Raw genomic sequence first — 13,961 nt, 5'->3', positions numbered from 1 at the left:
TCGGCGATCCGGTCCAGAACGCGAAGGAGAGAGCATGAGCCGTCTCATCGACCGGATGATCGACCGGATCGTCCCGAAGGCCACCGTTTCCGCCTGCGACTACCGCGACGTCTGCAACGCCGCCGGCCACCCGGGCCTGTGGTGGCGCGAGTGCTGCGCCCAGACCGGCTGCCACTGGACCTACGTCGGCTCCTGCTGACCGGTCGCCGCGACGACGCCGGGCGGTGGCGGCCCCACGCCGCCGCCCGGCCGGCGCCTCGGCGCGCCCGCCGGGCCTCGTCACCTCGTCCGCAACGACGCGCTGATGGCCGTCACCGTGCTCGGCCTGCCGGCGCCCCAGGGCTCCCCGGCGCCGGCCGGCCTGGCGGTGGCGGCCGAGGCGGGCCTCGTCGGAGCGGTCCTGATCATCTCGTTCGACGACGTCGTCGACCTGTTCGCGAGGAGTTCCCGATGACCTACCTGGCCGCCGCCGTGGTGCTGCTCGGCACGCTGTGCCTGCTGAACCTGGTGCTCACGATCGGCATCCTGCGCCGGATGCGGGCGCAGGCCACGCTGACGGGCGGGCCCGCCGGGGCGCCGTCCGCGCTGGGGCCGGGCGCCGCCATCGGGACGTTCACCGCTGTGACGACGGACGGCGAACCGGTGTCCTCCGCGACCCTGACCGGGCTGGTGGGATTCTTCTCCTCCGGGTGCGAGCCCTGCCACACGCTGCTGCCGAGGTTCGTCGAACGTGCGCGAGAACTCGGCCGTGAGGATGTGCTGGCGGTGCTCGGCGGTGCCGACGAGGCGGCGCTGCGGGCCCTGCGCCCGGTCGCCCGGGTCGTCGTGGCCGAGCGCGACGGCGGGCCGGTGGCGCGCGCGTTCCAGAACACCTGGACCCCCATGCTGTACCTGATCGGCGAGGACCACCGGATCGCCGCCGTGGGCACCCGGATGGAGGAGCTGCCCCTCCCGAGCCGGCGCGACGACGGCGCGACTCCCCACGCAGGCGCGGTGGACGTCGCCGGGCTCGCGGGCAAGGGGCGCAGGTGAGCGCCGCCCCGGACGCCGACCCGCAGCACATCGGCGCGCGGCGACTGCGGGCCTCCGTCGCCCAGGCCCTCTCGCTCATCTGGCACTCGGCGCCCGCCGACGTGACGGGCGTCCTGCTGCTCACCCTCCTCGCGGCCGCCGCTCCGGTCGCCGCCGCCTGGCTGACCAAGCTGGTGCTCGACGGGCTGGCGACCCCGTACGGGGCGGTCGCCGGGCCGGCACTCGGGCTGATCGCCACCGGGCTGGGGGCCGCCGCCCTGCCGGTGGCGCTGCGCTACCTGAGGGCGCACGTCGGCCGGTCCGCCAACCTGGCCGCCACCGAGAGGCTGTTCGCGGCGACCGAACGCCAGGTCGGCCTGCGCGCCTTCGAGGACCCGGCGTTCCAGGACCGGCTCAGACTGGCCCAGGGGGCGACCGGGCGCATCGCCGAACTGGTGGACGGCATCGGCAACGGCCTCGGCGGCGCGCTCTCCCTCGTCGGCTTCGTGGCGTCCATGCTGGTCCTCAGCCCGGTGATGACCGCCGTGGTGGTCCTGGCGGCCCTGCCCGCGCTCGTCGCCGAGCTGTATCTCTCCCGGAGCCGGGCGGGCACGGAGTGGAGCGTCGAACGGTACTACCGGCGGGAGTTCTTCTACAGCCAGTTGCTCACCGGAGTCGCCGCGGCCACCGAGATCCGCCTGTTCGGCATCGGCGCGTTCCTGCGCGCCCGGATGACAGACGAACGCCGGTCGGCGAACGCGGCGATCCGGCGCATGGACCTGCGCGAGCTGCGCACCCAGGCGGGCCTGACGGCGGTGAGCGCCATGGTGGGCGGGATCGGCCTGTGGTGGGCGGTCGGCGCCGCGCGGCGCGGCGAGCTCGGCATCGGCGACATCGCCATGTTCCTCGCGGCCGTCACCGGTGTGCAGTCCGCCCTGGGCGCGCTGAGCTCGTCCCTCTCCGGGTGGCAGGCGCGGCTGCTCGCCTTCGCGCACTATGTCGCCGTCGTCACGGCCGAACCGGACCTGCCGCGCGCCGAACGGGGGCGGGCGCCGCGGCTGCGGAAGGGCGTGGAGCTTCGGGACGTGTGGTTCCGGTACAGCGACGACCATCCCTGGGTCCTGCGCGGGGTGAACCTGACCATCCCGCACGGGTGCGCCGTCGCGCTCGTCGGGCTGAACGGCGCGGGAAAGAGCACGCTGGTCAAGCTGCTGTGCCGGATGTACGACCCGACCCGAGGCCGGATCCTGTGGGACGGAACGGACCTGCGCGACATTCCTCCGGCCGCCCTGCGCGAGCGGATCAGCGCCGTGTTCCAGGACCACATGAACTACGACATGACGGCCCGCGACAACATCGGCCTCGGCGACCTGAGCGCGCGGGACGACCCGAAGCGCGTCAGGGAGGCGGCCGCGCGCGCCGGGCTGCACGACACGCTCGCCAGGCTGCCTCGCGGATACGACACGCCCCTCACCCGCACCTTCATGATGGGCGAGGACGAGGACGGCCCGGCGACCGGCGTCGTCCCCTCCGGCGGGCAGTGGCAGCGCCTCGCGCTGGCGCGCGCGTTCGTACGGTACGGCAGGGACCTGATGATCCTCGACGAACCGAGCTCCGGCCTGGACCCGGAGGCCGAGCACGAGATCCACACCCGCATGCGTGCCTACCGTGAGGGCCGCACCAGCCTGTTGATCTCCCATCGGCTCAGCGCCGTCCGCGACGCCGACTACATCGCGGTCCTGGAAGAGGGGCGGATCACCGAACACGGCTCCCATGACGTGCTGCTGGCCGCCGACGGCGGCTACGCCCGCCTGTTCCGCCTCCAGGCCACCGGCTACCAGGGGACCTGGTGAGGCCCGCGCTCCCGCCCGCCGGACACGGGGAGGCGCGCGGTCGGGTCCGCCGGTCAAGGAAGGCGCGCGATCGGGTCCGCCAGTTGCGGGTGGCGCGCGGTCCGGGCCGCCGGTCACGGGAGGCGCCGATGACACCGGCCCCTGTCGCCGCCGGAGGTGAGGAGGCGCCATGACGCTCGCCCTCTGTCTCGCCGTGGTGCTGCCGGCCGTCGGCCTGGCGGCGCTCTGGGTGCGGCGGGGCTTCCTGGCCACGACCGTCCACGGCACGAGCATGGAACCGACGCTGCGCCCCGGCGACCGCCTGCTCGTCCGCAGGACCAGACGCGTCCGCGCCGGCCAGGTCGTCGTCTTCCGCTACTCCGCGCCTTCCGGCTCTTCCGCCACGGCGCACGACGAAGAACCCGTACCTGGACAGGACGGCGCGCTCCTCATCAAACGGGCCGTGGCCGTGCCGGGCGAACGGGTGCCCGACGAATGGGAGCGGCCCGACGTCCACCACATGGCCGGCACGGTGGTGCCGCCCGGATCGCTCGTCGTGCTGGGCGACAACCGCGCCACCAGCTGGGACTCGCGGCACTACGGACTGGTGTCCGGCGACCGCTTCATCGGCGTGGCGATCCGCCGCCTCGGCGCAGGGCCCACTCCACTCCCGGGCAGCGGTTCATGACGACGTCGAGCCCGGCGTCGAGGGCGCGCTGGGCGGCGGCCTCGTCGACCACGCCGAGCGGGAGCCAGACCGCTCCGGCGCCCGCCGCGATCGCCTCGTCCACCGCCTGCCCGGCGAACTCCGACCGCCGGTACACCCCGACGACGTCCACCTTGACCGGCACCTCGGCCAGTGACGCGTATCCCTGCTCACCCAGCACGGTCCTGGCCGCCGGGTGGACGGGGAAGATCCGCTTGCCTCTGGTCTGGAGCAGCCGCGCCTGCTCGTAGGCCGTCCGCGACGGGTCGTCGCCGAGCCCGACGAACGCCCACGTCCCGGACTCGCCGAGCAGCCTTCTGATGACATCCACATCCGCGAAACGATCGTCCACGTCGTGCGTCAACGCCGGGAACCGGCCTCCGCTTCCCGCCCCGGAGAAGGCGCAGGTGGACCGGATCCCCGATGGCGTCGGCGTTGTGGCCTCAGAGCCTGGTTCCGCACGCGTCAGTCACCGGCGGCGCTCACGGCGGGGCGTCGTGCTGCCAGAGCTGCTCGCCGTCGTCGAAGTGGGAGGTGGGAGCGAGCCCGGCGCGGTGGGCGACGGAGGCGGAGGCGGCGTGGTCGGGATGGATGTGCGCCTGCACGCGGACGACCCCGCGGGAGCCGAGCCAGGCGACCATGGCCCGAGCGGCCTCGGAGGCGTACCCCTGCCCCTGCCAGAGGGAACCGACGACCCAGGCGATCTCGGCCCGCCGCCCGTCGTCCATGATCGTCGCCTGGACGTAGCCGACCGCGCGCCCGTCGGCCTGCCGGCGGATGATCCAGTTGTGCCATTCCTGCAGACCGTCGGGGGAGCCGCCGGCGACCTGCCGGGCGTACTGGGCGCGCAGTTGCGGAAGGGTGGGCGCGGAGCCGCCGATGAAGGTGTAGAGATCGTCGCCGGCCAGCACCTCGACCATCTCGTCGGCGTCGCCCGGCGCCAGCGGGTCGAGCCGAAGCCGGTCAGAGGTCAGTCGGGTGCTCGCCATGTCCGTCCCAGTGGTCGGTGGCCCCGGGCGTCCTCACCGGGGCGCCGGTGCTCGCTTCAGAGGCCGCGCCGGCGTTCGCGTCGCGCTTCGCGCCGGAGTTCGTGTTGTCGAGGCTCGCGTCGGGGTGGGTCAGGGCCATCAGGGCGGGGCGGGCGATGGCGGCGATGCGGGCGGGGGAGACCTCGCGCAGGGCGGTGAGATCGAGCAGTTGGTGGGCGATGGTCACCCCGAGCATCGTGCTGATCATCAGGGCGGCGCGCAGCTCGGGGTCCTGCGCCGATATCGCGCGGCCGAGCTGCTCCACCTGCTCGTCGAGCCGGGCGCGCACGCCCGCGGCGGCCTCGGGGTGGGTCAGCATGGAACGCATCATGGCCAGCGACGCCTGCGGAATCGGCCCGATCTTCATGCCGATCCTCGCCAGCAGCTCTTCGACCAGCTCGTCCAGGGCGCCGTCCAGCGGCGGGATCGCGGGGATGCGCACGGCCTGGTCGAACAGCTCCTGTTTGGAGCCGAAGTACTGCATGACCAGCGCGGGGTCCACTCCGGCCATGGACGCGATCGCCCGGATGGTGGCGCGCTCGAAGCCGCGCTCGGCGAACACGGTGCGCGCGGCGGCGAGGATGCGCTCCTCGGAGCGGCGCCGGCGCTCGGCGCGGCTGGTCGGCGTGTCCATCACCGCTTGACTCTACCGGTGTTGACCGATGTCGCCGTTTCGCTCTACAGTCGTTGACTCAACGGTTGTAGAGCGAATGGAGTCACCCGATGACGACCCGGTCCGACCGCACCCCTCGCGACGTGCTCGCCCTGTACCAGCAGGCCATGGCGGCCGGATCGGCCGACGATCTCGCCGGCCTGTACGCGGTGGACGCGGTCCACGAGTTCCCGTTCCGGGCGCCGGGGTTCCCCGCCCGCTTCCACGGCCGCGAGGAGGTGCGCGCCGGCTACCACAAGGCGTGGGACGCGAGCCCGGTCCGGCTGGCGGAGGTCGGCGACGTGGTCGTGCACGAGGCCGCCGACCCGGAGGTGATCGTGGCGGAGTGGCGCGGCACGGGGACGGTCGGACCCGACGGGCGGCCGTTCCAGGCGTCCGGGCTGCTCATGTTCCGCGTTCGCGGCGGCGAGATCGTCGAGATGCGCGACTACATGGACGTCTTCGGCACCTTCCACGCCATAGGCCGCCTGAAGGACATGGTGGCCGCCATGGACGCTCCGGCGGCGAGCTGAGCTGGCGGCCGGTCACATTCGGCCCCTTCTGCGGGAGGAATGAAGTAGTCAACTGGTCTACTACGAAGAGCCGACCGGCCGTACACTGAAGACATGGGACGCACCAGTGATGCGCGGGACAGGATCCTCGCCGCCGCCCAGTCGCTCATCGAGTCGCGCGGCTACTCCGCCCTGGGCGTGGCCGAGATCTGCAAGGCCGCCGGGGTGCCCAAGGGCAGTTTCTACTACTTCTTCGAGTCCAAAGAAGCCCTCGCGCTGGCCGTCATCGACGAGCACTGGAGCCGCCAGCGTCGTGACTGGTCCGCCGTCCTCGACGGGGACGGGGAGCCGCTCGATCGGCTGCGCCGGCTGTTCGAGATCACCGAGGCCGCGCAGCGCGCCGGCCAGCAGACCTGCGGCACCGTGTCCGGATGCCTGTTCGGCAACCTGACCCTGGAGCTGAGCAACCAGGCCGAGACGATCCGCGTCCGGCTGCAGGAGATCTTCGACGCGCAGGTCGACATGGTGGAGGCGGTGGTCGCGCAGGCCGGCGAGCGCGGCGAGGTCGACGTCCCGGACACCCGTGACGCCGCCCGGTCCCTGGTGGCCCAGTTGGAGGGGCAGGTGCTGTTCGCGAAGCTCTTCAACAACACCGGCCGCCTGGACGCGCTGTGGGCGAACTGCCTGGCACTGCTGGGCGCCCGTCCCCGGCAGGAGGCGCCGGCCCGCTCGTGACCGGCGGGTGGGGTCTGCCGGAGCACGGCCCGCTCGTGACCGGCGGGTGGGGTCTGCCGGAGCGTCCCCGTGAAGCGCGCGGGCGCGCGGCCACACCCCTCCGGCCGCTCCGGTGGGCCGGGTGTGGTCCGCGCGCCCGTGGCCGCTCCCGGGGGGAGCGGGTGCGCTCAGTGGCCGGCGTTCTGGCCGCCGTCGACGTGCAGGATCTCACCGGTGACGAACGGCGCGTTCTCCAGGTAGATGACGGCGTCGGTGATGTCGTCGATCTCTCCCATCCGGCCCACGGGGTGCAGGCCGGACAGGAACCCGTGGGTCGCCTCGGCGTGCATGGGCGTCTTGATGATGCCGGGGGAGACGGCGTTGACCCGGACTCCGCGCGTCGCGTACTCGATGGCCAGGGCCTTGGTGGCGGACTGCAGCCCGCCCTTGGTCAGCGAGGCCAGGGCCGACGCCAGGCTGGAGTTCGGCTGGTCGACCAGGCTGGTGGTGATCTGGACGACATGCCCGCCACCCTGGCGCAGCATGTGCGGCAGGGCGTGCTGGGTGGTGCGGAAGAACCCGCCGAGGTTCACCGCGACCAGCGAGGAGAAGTCCTCCTCGGTGTACTCGGTGAAGGGCTTGGCGACGAAGAACCCGGCGTTGTTGACCAGGGTGTCGATGCGGCCGAACCGTGCGACGCCCGCGGCGATGACGCGCTCTCCGGTGGCGGGGTCGGCGATGTCGCCCTGCACGGTGAGGACGTCCGGGTCTCCGGAGGGGGCGATGCCGCGCGAGGTGGCGACGACCGCGTAACCGAGCTTGCGGTAGGCGGCGACCAGGCCTGCGCCGATGCCCTGGGACGCTCCGGTGATGACGGCGACCTTCTGCCCGTGGCTGCTCATGATGACCCTTCTTCTGGCTGGTGGAAATTAGTAGACCGGTCGTCTATATTGAGCGATCAGGAGGCTCGCTGGCATCGTGGCGCGCTCATGTACTAGACGAACGGTCAACTATGAAAGTAGGCGGCCCGACGGGACATGTCAAGGGCGTGCGACGGCAGGCGGGGTATGGCGGAGAGCGGCCCGGCTCCGAAGCCGTCATGCGACTGGCTGCCGACACCGGAACCGTTCACGTGATCGCCATCGCCGGCACCGCGGACGGCTGACCGCCACCTCTGTCGCCGTCCCATGAGATCTCGTTCAGGAGAATGCGGAGGGACTCGCGCGAGCCGACATGATCGCTGACATGAAGAAAGGGCGGGTACTGGCCCGCCCTTCCCCTTATGCTGCTATCTGAGCTGATCCAACAGCATCTTCAACCGGGAGACGCTGCTCTGTAAATGTGCCGCCGCCTTCGCCGGCGGGTCGCCGTCCCACGGCTTCGCGATGAGCGAGCGGATCGGGACCGGACGCCCTGGGGTCAGCATAAGGGCCGCCATGACCAGCCGTTCCTTGGCTCAGCCGAGATCGTGCCGCCGCTCTCGGACGCACGGCTCCACCGGGCCGAGAATGCGAGATTCCATTCGAGTCCCTTCTCGGGACACCGCCCCTTTGTCCGGATTAATATCACCCCCGAGCCGATCGATCCAGTGATGCGCCGCGATCGGTAGCGCGCCTCGCGGAAGTCCTCGGCCGCCTCTTCCAACCGTCCGAGGTCGCGCAGCGCCAACCCCGTGCGGTTGAGCATCTTCGCCTCGGCCTGGACGTCGGAGCAGGCCCGGGCCGCCTCCAGCCCGAGCCGGTCCACCGCGAGCCGCTCGGCGCGGTGGCCCCGGTAGAGGAACAGCGGCCAGATCGCGTCGACCATCCGCCATGCCGTCTGGAACGCTCCCAGCTCGAAGGCCGCGCGCGCGGCGGCGCGCACGTTGGCGAACTCGTTCTCCAGCCAGTCCAGGGCCTCGTCGCGGCCGGTGAAGGCCAGGGGCTCCGCCGGCGGGTAGGCCGGCGGCGCGGACAGGCTCCGGTACGGCAGGACGGCGCCGCTCGCGGCGAAGGTGGCGTGCAGGAACCAGTCCAGCGCCCGCCGAACGGTCTCCTCGCGCACGGCCGGGACGTCGACCTCCTCGGCCGTCTCCCGCGCGTGGAGCAAGGTCAGGTCGTGGAACCGGTAGTGCCCGCCGGGGACGTCGTCCAGCAGGTTCGCGTCCACCAGCACCCCGAGCAGGTGGCGGGTGCGCGCACGCGGGAGCCCCACCGTGGCGGCGGCGGCCCGGCTGTCGAACGTCGGGCCGGGGAACAGCCCCAGCAGCCGGTAGACGCGGGCGGCCTCCGGCGAGCCGAGGCCGCGGTAGGACAGCGTCAAGGTGGCCCGGATCGTGATGTCCTCCTCCACCGACAGCGCGTTCAGGCGCCGCCTCTCGTGGCGCAGCGCGTCCGCCATCTCGGCCAGATCCCAGCCCGGCCGGGCCGCGAGCCGCGCCCCCGCCACGCACAGCGCGAGCGGGAAACCCGAGCACAGCTCGGCCAGCTCGCGGACCGCGTCCGGCTCCCGTGCGGCGCGGTCCTCGCCGAGGGTCCGCCGCAGCAGGTCCAGCGCCCCCTCGGCGCTGAGGCGCTCGAGCCGGATGCCACGGCCGCCGCGCATCAGCAGCCCGGCCAGCCGCCACCGGCTGGTGACGACGGCCATGCCCGCCGCCGAGGCGGGCAACAGTGGACCGACCTGGGCGGCGGAGAGCACGTCGTCCAGGACGACGACGACGCGGCGTCCGCTGACGAGGGACTGGTAGAGCGCCGCACGTTCGGCGGCGTCGGCCGGGATGCGTTCGGGGGAGATGCCGAACGCCCGGATGAACCGGCCGAGGACCTCCGCCGGCTCGACAGGCTCGCCCGCCGCGTGCCCGCGCAGGTCGGCGTACAGCTGGCCGTCGGGGAACGCCTGACGCTCGCGGTGCGCCCAGTGCAGCGCCACGGCCGTCTTCCCGATGCCCGCCGGGCCACTGAGCACGGCGACCCTGGGCGCCCCGGCGGCCTGGTCGTCCATGCGGACCGAGTCGAGAGCGGCCAGCGCCTCCTCCCGGTCGACCAGAATGCCGGCCGGGGGGAGCTGGAACGGCGGGGGAAGCGGCTCGAACCCGTGGTGGACCCGGATGCCGCCGTGGATCTCGCGGGCCTGGACGAGCGGACCCGTGAGCGACCCACTGACGTCGTTGACGTGACCGTCACGCACCTCGTCGTCGCCGGGACCGCCGTTCATGACGCCGCCGGCATCCAGAAGACCCGGCATAACGGGGATTTCGGTAAATCGGCCGAAAAAATGGAGCACCGTGATGACCGGTGAGAACTCCGAAGCCAGCGGATGACCGTCTCCCTGTCGGCACGAAACCGGACTTCCATGCTTGCTCGCGCCCGAACACCCCGTCAAGGCCGATCGCACGATCGGTCTCGGGGGACAGCGGCGACGGACGTCCCGCGGCCGCCGCGTCGGCCCTACCCGGAGCGCCGCGCCGCGGTGGCGTCCAGGAGCTGGGCGACGGTGCGGCGGGGCACGTCCTGCCGGGCATCGGCACGGAGCGGCGTCCCCTCGCGGAAGCGGTGGAGCACCTCCATGCGCACACGGTCGGCGTCGCCGCGCACGGCGCGCAGGAGAAGGGCGTTCTTGTCCTGCTCCGGCAGCCCTTCGAGCCACGCGGTCAGCGGGTCGTCCCGGCCGGACGGCGGCTCGGGGCTCGCCGTCGCGGCGGTCGCGAGCAGGTCGGCGTCCAGGCGCAGGAAGTCGGCCAGGGCCCGCTGGGCCGGGGTGAGCGAGGCCATGCCCGGGGGGACGGGGGGTTCCTGCTCGTCCTCCATCTCCTCGTCGAAGGCGTCCTCGTCGCGCTCCCAGGCGCCGATGGCGGCCAGCCAGGCCAGGTACAGCGGCCGCAGGTCGCCGGAGGCGAGTTCGGCGCGGAGGCCGGCCATGGCCGGGAGCAGGCGGTCGGGGGCCTCGATCGGGTCGGCGTCCTCGTCCTCGCTCCGGAAGTCGAGGATGAGGTGCTCACCCGCGACCCACGCCTCGACCCGCTCGTCGAGGAGGTAGGGCTCCACGGCGTCGATGCCGAGCAGCTTGCCGGGGATGCGCAGCATCACCTGGGCGGCGCCCCAGTCGGCGACGTACACGTGGGCGTCGTAGTACCGCTCCATCATCAGCGCCGGGTCTCCGCCGAACTCTCCGGAGGTGTCGTCGTCGGCGAAGGTCGTCGAGGTGACCCGGGCATCGGGGGAGATGGAATGCACCTCCGCTCGCTCGTCGTCGGTCAGCGGGCGGTCGATCGCCACGAACTCGTAGTACTGGTACTCGCTCACGGATCAGTCGCTCCAGTGCCGCTAGGCGTCCATCGGAAAACCGTCGGTCGCCGACAATAGCGTCGGCCGCCGACAATAGCGGGGAGCGGCCTCGCCTCCATGGCCGGTCCGCCGCGGTCGCGGCCGTGGAGGCGGGCGTCGACCGGCGCGCGCGTGCCCGGCGCGGCCACCGGCTCGTCGGGGGCCTACCCCCGCGGGGTGTAGCCCGGGCCGGAGGGATACGGGTGCCCGGGGTGCCGGTGGTGGTGACCGTAGGGATGCCCGTGGTGCCAGTGGTGGTGGCCGCCGTGGTGCCAGTGGTGGACACCCTGCGGCTGGCCGTAGTAGCACCCGTTGGCGTACCGGCCGTAGGGAGCCTGGGGGCACGGATGGGCCGGGGAGCCGGCCGCCGCGGTCATGGCGTCCGGGCCGCCGGACCGGGCCAGGGCGGCGGCCGGAATGGCGAGGCCGAACGCCGCCAGCGAGGCGGCGGCGAGAGCGGTCTTGAGCATCGGAGACCTCCGTGTCAGGTGATCGAGCCCGGCGTGGTGCCTGGACTCACGGAGCGCCGAACCGGCTGCGCAAGGGTCGCCGGAACGACGTCCACTCCTGATCACGCTAGTCACGGAACCGCGGACGATCACGTCGCGCGGGCAAAGGCCAGGACCGGGATCGTCGGTGATTCGACCGGCCGACGCCCTCATACGGCTACTCGGGGCTCGTCGCGGTGGCGGCGAGGCGGGCGCGGCGGGAGTCGCGGCGGTCGGTGAAGCGGGTGGCGGAGACCTCCAGGCGGCCGAGGAACTCCGACAGCTCCTCACGGGCCTTCTCGCCCTCCGGGGACAGGCCGGTGAGGTCGAAGACCGACCACTGGCGCAGCACGGGCAGCAGGACGTCGTCCAGATGCAGGCGCAGGTCGTAGATGCCCGCGTTGGCGATGGTCATGGCCTTGCGGGTGAAGCCCTCGATGCCGGCGCCGGGCATCTGGAAGGTGGTCACCACGTCGGTGACCGCGCGCATCGTCTGGCTCGGGGCCAGCTCGAACGCCGCGCCGAGCAGGTTGCGGTAGAAGAGCATGTGCAGGTTCTCGTCCGCGGCGATGCGGGAGAGCAGGCGCTCGCAGTCCGGGTCCAGCGAGACCTTGCCGGTGTTGCGGTGGGACACGCGGGTCGCCAGCTCCTGGAAGGAGACGTAGGCCAGCGAGTGCAGCACGCCCTCGTAGGAGTTGGCGAACCCCTCGCCCATGTGCACCATGCGGGCGCGTTCGAGGGCGACCGGGTCGACGGCCCGGGTGACCGTCAGGTAGTCGCGGATGGCGACGCCGTGCCGGCCCTCCTCGGCGGTCCACCGGTGCACCCACGTGCCCCAGGCCGCGTCCCGGCCGAACGTGGTGGCGATCTCGTGGTGGTAGCTCGGCAGGTTGTCCTCGGTCAGCAGGTTGACGACCAGGGAGACCCGGGCCTCCTCCGGGATGGCCGAGTGGGTGTCGGCCCAGGCCTCGCCCCCGAAGACGCCGTCGTAGTCGCGGCCCCTGGACCAGGGGATGTACTCGTGGGGGAACCACTCCTTGGCCACCTTGAGGTGCCGGTCCAGCTCGCCGGCGACCACCGGCTCCAGCTCGAACAGCAACTCGGTGTCAGTGAACTCGCGCACAGGACGTTCCCCCCGTTTGGCTTACCGGACCGTAACTTACGCTAGCGTAAGTTACGAGCCTTTGCGCGGTTCGCCGCGGTAGGTGCCGAAAGACCACAAGTTGCCCTCGGGGTCGCGAACGGCGAAGTCGCGGGAGCCGTAGTCGGTGTCGCGGGGCGCGTAGAGCGTTTCGGCCCCCGCCGCCGTGGCCCGGGCGTACAGCGCGTCGAGCTCGTCGGTCACGACGTACGCGCCGAAGGTGCCCGGCGGCAGCCACCAGGGGTTGTCCTCGCCGCGCTCGCGGTCGGAGCCCAGCATGACGCCGCCGCCGAGCGGCCAGTCGAGCTGGGCGTGGTCGACGCGTTCGCCGTCGCCGTACACGACGGTCTCCTCGAAGCCGAACGCCTCGACGAGGAAGGCGATGAGCCGCCGGGCGTCACGGGCGCGCAGCGTGGGCCATACCTGGGGAGGTGGTGTCTGGGTCATGCCGTCGAGTCTGGCGCGGGAGCCGTGCCGGAGGCTTGGACGAATCGGAACTCCTCCGTCAGCCACCTGCTCGGCGGACATCCCGCCAGCTCCCGGAACTCCCGGGCCAGATGCGCCTGGTCGTAGTACCCGTACTCGGCCGCCACCTCCGCCAGCCCGGCGAGACCCTCCCCGGCCGGACCTTGTGCCGAGCCGGCCGAGCCCCGCGCCGCACCGATCCGCTGGAGTTGGCGGCGCGCCCGGTCGAAGCGGATGACCCGGGCGGCGGCCTTGGGACCGAGCCCGGTCTCCGTGGTGAACCGGGCGGACAGGTGGCGGGCGCTCCAGCCGACCTCCCGCGCCAGCTCGGCGACCGTCATGGCCCCGCCGGTGGACATCAGCAGCCGGAAGGCCCGTGCGACCTCGGCCGGGACGTCGCGCCCGAGGTCGGCCCGGCGCAGCAGCAGCTCGTCCAGGATCGCGAAACGCCGCTCCCAGCTCGGCGCGGCGTTCAGGCGCTCGTGCAACTCGTGGGCCGCGTGGCCGAGGACCATGGCGGCGTCCACGTCCAGGTTGCGCAGCGCGCCCGCGGGCAGGCCGAACAGGGCGCGCGCGCCGAGCGGGCTCAGCGCGACCTGCACGCCGGCCTGCCTGCCCCCGTTGGCGATCAGGGCGGGCGTGGTGTGCAGGCCGCCGACCAGCGTCTCGTATCGGCCCGGCGACTGGGCGGGGTCGGGATGGGCCTCGACGACCAGCGGCTCGTCCAGGGTCACGATGAGCGTCAGATACGGGGACGGCAGCCCCCGATGACGGCCCGGCGTCCCGTCGAGCTCCCGGTACCCGTGGTAGTGGCCGATCAGGGGGCGCAACGCGGAAGCGGGCCTGCCCTCCACCATCTCCATGACCGCCTCCTCCCGCCGCCCCGACCACCGTACGCAGGACGGGCGCCGTGCGCACCCGCGACGCCCTCTCCACTGCCGGTGAACGCCGGTGAACAAGGTGCGGAACACCGCCGACCACCACGCCCCGGATACGGCGGTGCGCACCTCGAATCCCCGCCGGCCGCGATCTCCGCCGTTCCTATGGCGCGTACGGTTTCGAACGCGTCACGAGTATTGACAGAACGGACATCCGGAATTTACGTTCGGGC

At 72.6% G+C, this 13,961-nt stretch carries 17 protein-coding genes; 7 read left to right on the top strand and 10 right to left on the bottom strand.

The genetic code is table 11. The features are described 5' to 3' along the window. Nucleotides 1–34 precede the first annotated feature (34 nt). The 5 genes from ACFQSB_RS00720 to ACFQSB_RS00700 all read left to right on the top strand — a co-directional run bounded on the left by ACFQSB_RS00720 (nucleotide 35) and on the right by ACFQSB_RS00700 (nucleotide 3,531). On the top strand, nucleotides 35–199 hold the full coding sequence (locus ACFQSB_RS00720) for a hypothetical protein (RefSeq protein WP_354834690.1): 165 nt from the start codon (nucleotides 35–37) through the stop codon (nucleotides 197–199). A 105-nt stretch (nucleotides 200–304) separates the two neighbouring features. Then, nucleotides 305–454, top strand: coding sequence for a hypothetical protein (locus ACFQSB_RS00715; protein WP_354834687.1), 150 nt, complete (start codon nucleotides 305–307; stop codon nucleotides 452–454). Continuing rightward, complete coding sequence (locus ACFQSB_RS00710; RefSeq protein WP_380823729.1) at nucleotides 451–1,032, top strand: peroxiredoxin family protein; 582 nt, start codon at nucleotides 451–453, stop codon at nucleotides 1,030–1,032. Before ACFQSB_RS00715 ends, ACFQSB_RS00710 begins: the two co-directional genes overlap by 4 nt. Beyond that, the gene (locus ACFQSB_RS00705; RefSeq protein WP_380823728.1) at nucleotides 1,029–2,864 is read left to right on the top strand and encodes an ABC transporter ATP-binding protein; all 1,836 of its coding nucleotides are present in this window, start codon (nucleotides 1,029–1,031) and stop codon (nucleotides 2,862–2,864) included. The genes ACFQSB_RS00710 and ACFQSB_RS00705 overlap by 4 nt, the downstream gene beginning before the upstream one ends. Nucleotides 2,865–3,033: 169 nt before the next feature. After that, the gene (locus ACFQSB_RS00700) at nucleotides 3,034–3,531 is read left to right on the top strand and encodes a S26 family signal peptidase (protein WP_380823727.1); all 498 of its coding nucleotides are present in this window, start codon (nucleotides 3,034–3,036) and stop codon (nucleotides 3,529–3,531) included. Here ACFQSB_RS00700 and ACFQSB_RS00695 read toward each other — a convergent pair. The 3 genes from ACFQSB_RS00695 to ACFQSB_RS00685 all read right to left on the bottom strand — a co-directional run bounded on the left by ACFQSB_RS00695 (nucleotide 3,467) and on the right by ACFQSB_RS00685 (nucleotide 5,211). Beyond that, nucleotides 3,467–3,880, bottom strand: a complete 414-nt coding sequence (locus tag ACFQSB_RS00695; RefSeq protein ID WP_354915023.1) for a CoA-binding protein — start codon at nucleotides 3,878–3,880, stop codon at nucleotides 3,467–3,469. The two genes, ACFQSB_RS00700 and ACFQSB_RS00695, sit on opposite strands and share 65 nt — an antisense overlap. Before the next feature lie 151 nt (nucleotides 3,881–4,031). After that, on the bottom strand, nucleotides 4,032–4,538 hold the full coding sequence (locus ACFQSB_RS00690) for a GNAT family N-acetyltransferase (protein WP_380823726.1): 507 nt from the start codon (nucleotides 4,536–4,538) through the stop codon (nucleotides 4,032–4,034). After that, nucleotides 4,513–5,211, bottom strand: a complete 699-nt coding sequence (locus ACFQSB_RS00685; RefSeq protein WP_380824044.1) for a TetR/AcrR family transcriptional regulator — start codon at nucleotides 5,209–5,211, stop codon at nucleotides 4,513–4,515. The genes ACFQSB_RS00690 and ACFQSB_RS00685 overlap by 26 nt, the downstream gene beginning before the upstream one ends. An 89-nt stretch (nucleotides 5,212–5,300) precedes the next feature. On the opposite strand from ACFQSB_RS00685, the gene ACFQSB_RS00680 reads away from it, so the two are divergent. Beyond that, the gene (locus tag ACFQSB_RS00680; RefSeq protein ID WP_380823725.1) at nucleotides 5,301–5,762 is read left to right on the top strand and encodes a nuclear transport factor 2 family protein; all 462 of its coding nucleotides are present in this window, start codon (nucleotides 5,301–5,303) and stop codon (nucleotides 5,760–5,762) included. Between the two features lie 93 nt (nucleotides 5,763–5,855). Beyond that, nucleotides 5,856–6,476, top strand: a complete 621-nt coding sequence (locus ACFQSB_RS00675) for a TetR/AcrR family transcriptional regulator (protein ID WP_354915015.1) — start codon at nucleotides 5,856–5,858, stop codon at nucleotides 6,474–6,476. Nucleotides 6,477–6,643: 167 nt separating this feature from the next. Here the strand turns inward: ACFQSB_RS00675 and ACFQSB_RS00670 are convergent, their stop codons facing one another. From ACFQSB_RS00670 to ACFQSB_RS00640, 7 genes are all read right to left on the bottom strand, one after another. Continuing rightward, nucleotides 6,644–7,357: an SDR family NAD(P)-dependent oxidoreductase gene (locus ACFQSB_RS00670; protein WP_380823724.1), complete on the bottom strand. Its 714-nt coding sequence runs from the start codon at nucleotides 7,355–7,357 to the stop codon at nucleotides 6,644–6,646. A 517-nt stretch (nucleotides 7,358–7,874) separates the two neighbouring features. Next, the gene (locus ACFQSB_RS00665; RefSeq protein ID WP_380823723.1) at nucleotides 7,875–9,677 is read right to left on the bottom strand and encodes an NB-ARC domain-containing protein; all 1,803 of its coding nucleotides are present in this window, start codon (nucleotides 9,675–9,677) and stop codon (nucleotides 7,875–7,877) included. A 203-nt stretch (nucleotides 9,678–9,880) separates the two neighbouring features. Continuing rightward, the gene (locus ACFQSB_RS00660) at nucleotides 9,881–10,735 is read right to left on the bottom strand and encodes a hypothetical protein (RefSeq protein ID WP_380823722.1); all 855 of its coding nucleotides are present in this window, start codon (nucleotides 10,733–10,735) and stop codon (nucleotides 9,881–9,883) included. A gap of 185 nt (nucleotides 10,736–10,920) precedes the next feature. Beyond that, a complete protein-coding gene (locus ACFQSB_RS00655; RefSeq protein ID WP_380823721.1) occupies nucleotides 10,921–11,226 on the bottom strand; it encodes a hypothetical protein in 306 nt (101 codons plus the stop codon). Between the two features lie 196 nt (nucleotides 11,227–11,422). Beyond that, nucleotides 11,423–12,367 carry an acyl-ACP desaturase gene (locus ACFQSB_RS00650; protein ID WP_380823720.1) on the bottom strand — a complete coding sequence of 315 codons (945 nt, stop codon included), beginning with the start codon at nucleotides 12,365–12,367 and terminating at the stop codon, nucleotides 11,423–11,425. A gap of 51 nt (nucleotides 12,368–12,418) precedes the next feature. Further along, a complete protein-coding gene (locus ACFQSB_RS00645; RefSeq protein ID WP_354914986.1) occupies nucleotides 12,419–12,832 on the bottom strand; it encodes a VOC family protein in 414 nt (137 codons plus the stop codon). After that, a complete protein-coding gene (locus ACFQSB_RS00640; protein WP_380823719.1) occupies nucleotides 12,829–13,713 on the bottom strand; it encodes a helix-turn-helix domain-containing protein in 885 nt (294 codons plus the stop codon). The genes ACFQSB_RS00645 and ACFQSB_RS00640 overlap by 4 nt, the downstream gene beginning before the upstream one ends. Nucleotides 13,714–13,961: the final 248 nt, after the last annotated feature.

Source organism: Sphaerisporangium rhizosphaerae (genome assembly GCF_042665155.1).
Taxonomy (GTDB): Bacteria; Actinomycetota; Actinomycetes; order Streptosporangiales; family Streptosporangiaceae; genus Sphaerisporangium; species Sphaerisporangium rhizosphaerae.
This window is presented reverse-complemented; position numbering and strand designations above follow the sequence as displayed.